Origin of the sequence: Streptomyces sp. NPDC058964 (genome assembly GCF_042741275.1) — a bacterium.
GTDB lineage: Bacteria > Actinomycetota > Actinomycetes > Streptomycetales > Streptomycetaceae > Streptomyces.
Genome location: NZ_JBHYKH010000315.1, coordinates 1 through 454, shown reverse-complemented (window position 1 = coordinate 454; position 454 = coordinate 1). Strand labels below are relative to the sequence as shown.

Below are 454 nucleotides of genomic sequence, written 5' to 3'. Positions count from 1 at the left end.
TGGGCAGCACCGTTCGGGTGGCGGTTTTCCAAAATTTCTTGGTTTGGGACGCGCGGCCCGTGCCTTTTTGGCTGGGGCCGCGGCATAGCCGGCAGAGGAGCGCCGGGACCTGCCTTCGGCGAGCAGCATCCTGGCCAACACGGCTTACCGTCTGCCGGTGGCCTGACGGCCCGGTTTCACTTCAGGTGCCGGGCGAAGAACCGGGCCCCGGCATCGAGCTCGAACTGCGGGACGCCGGTGTGCCCACCGAGATTGGCGTGCAGGGTCTTCTCCTTGGAGCCGAAGGCGTCGAACAGGTCCAGGGCCGCCTGCCGGTCGTTCCCTTCGTCGTCCCACTGCAGCAGGACATGCAGCGGAACGGTGACCTGGCGGGCCTCCTCGAACATGGCGGCGGGCACGAGACTCCCTGCGAAGAGACCGGCGGCCACGATGCGCGGTTCGACCACCGCAAGGC

General features: G+C 68.1%; 1 pseudogene. It reads right to left on the bottom strand.

What is annotated here, in order from left to right:
* Window positions 1-176: 176 nt before the first annotated feature.
* Window positions 177-454: pseudogene (locus ACFW2E_RS30685) on the bottom strand (alpha/beta hydrolase); the annotation flags it as partial.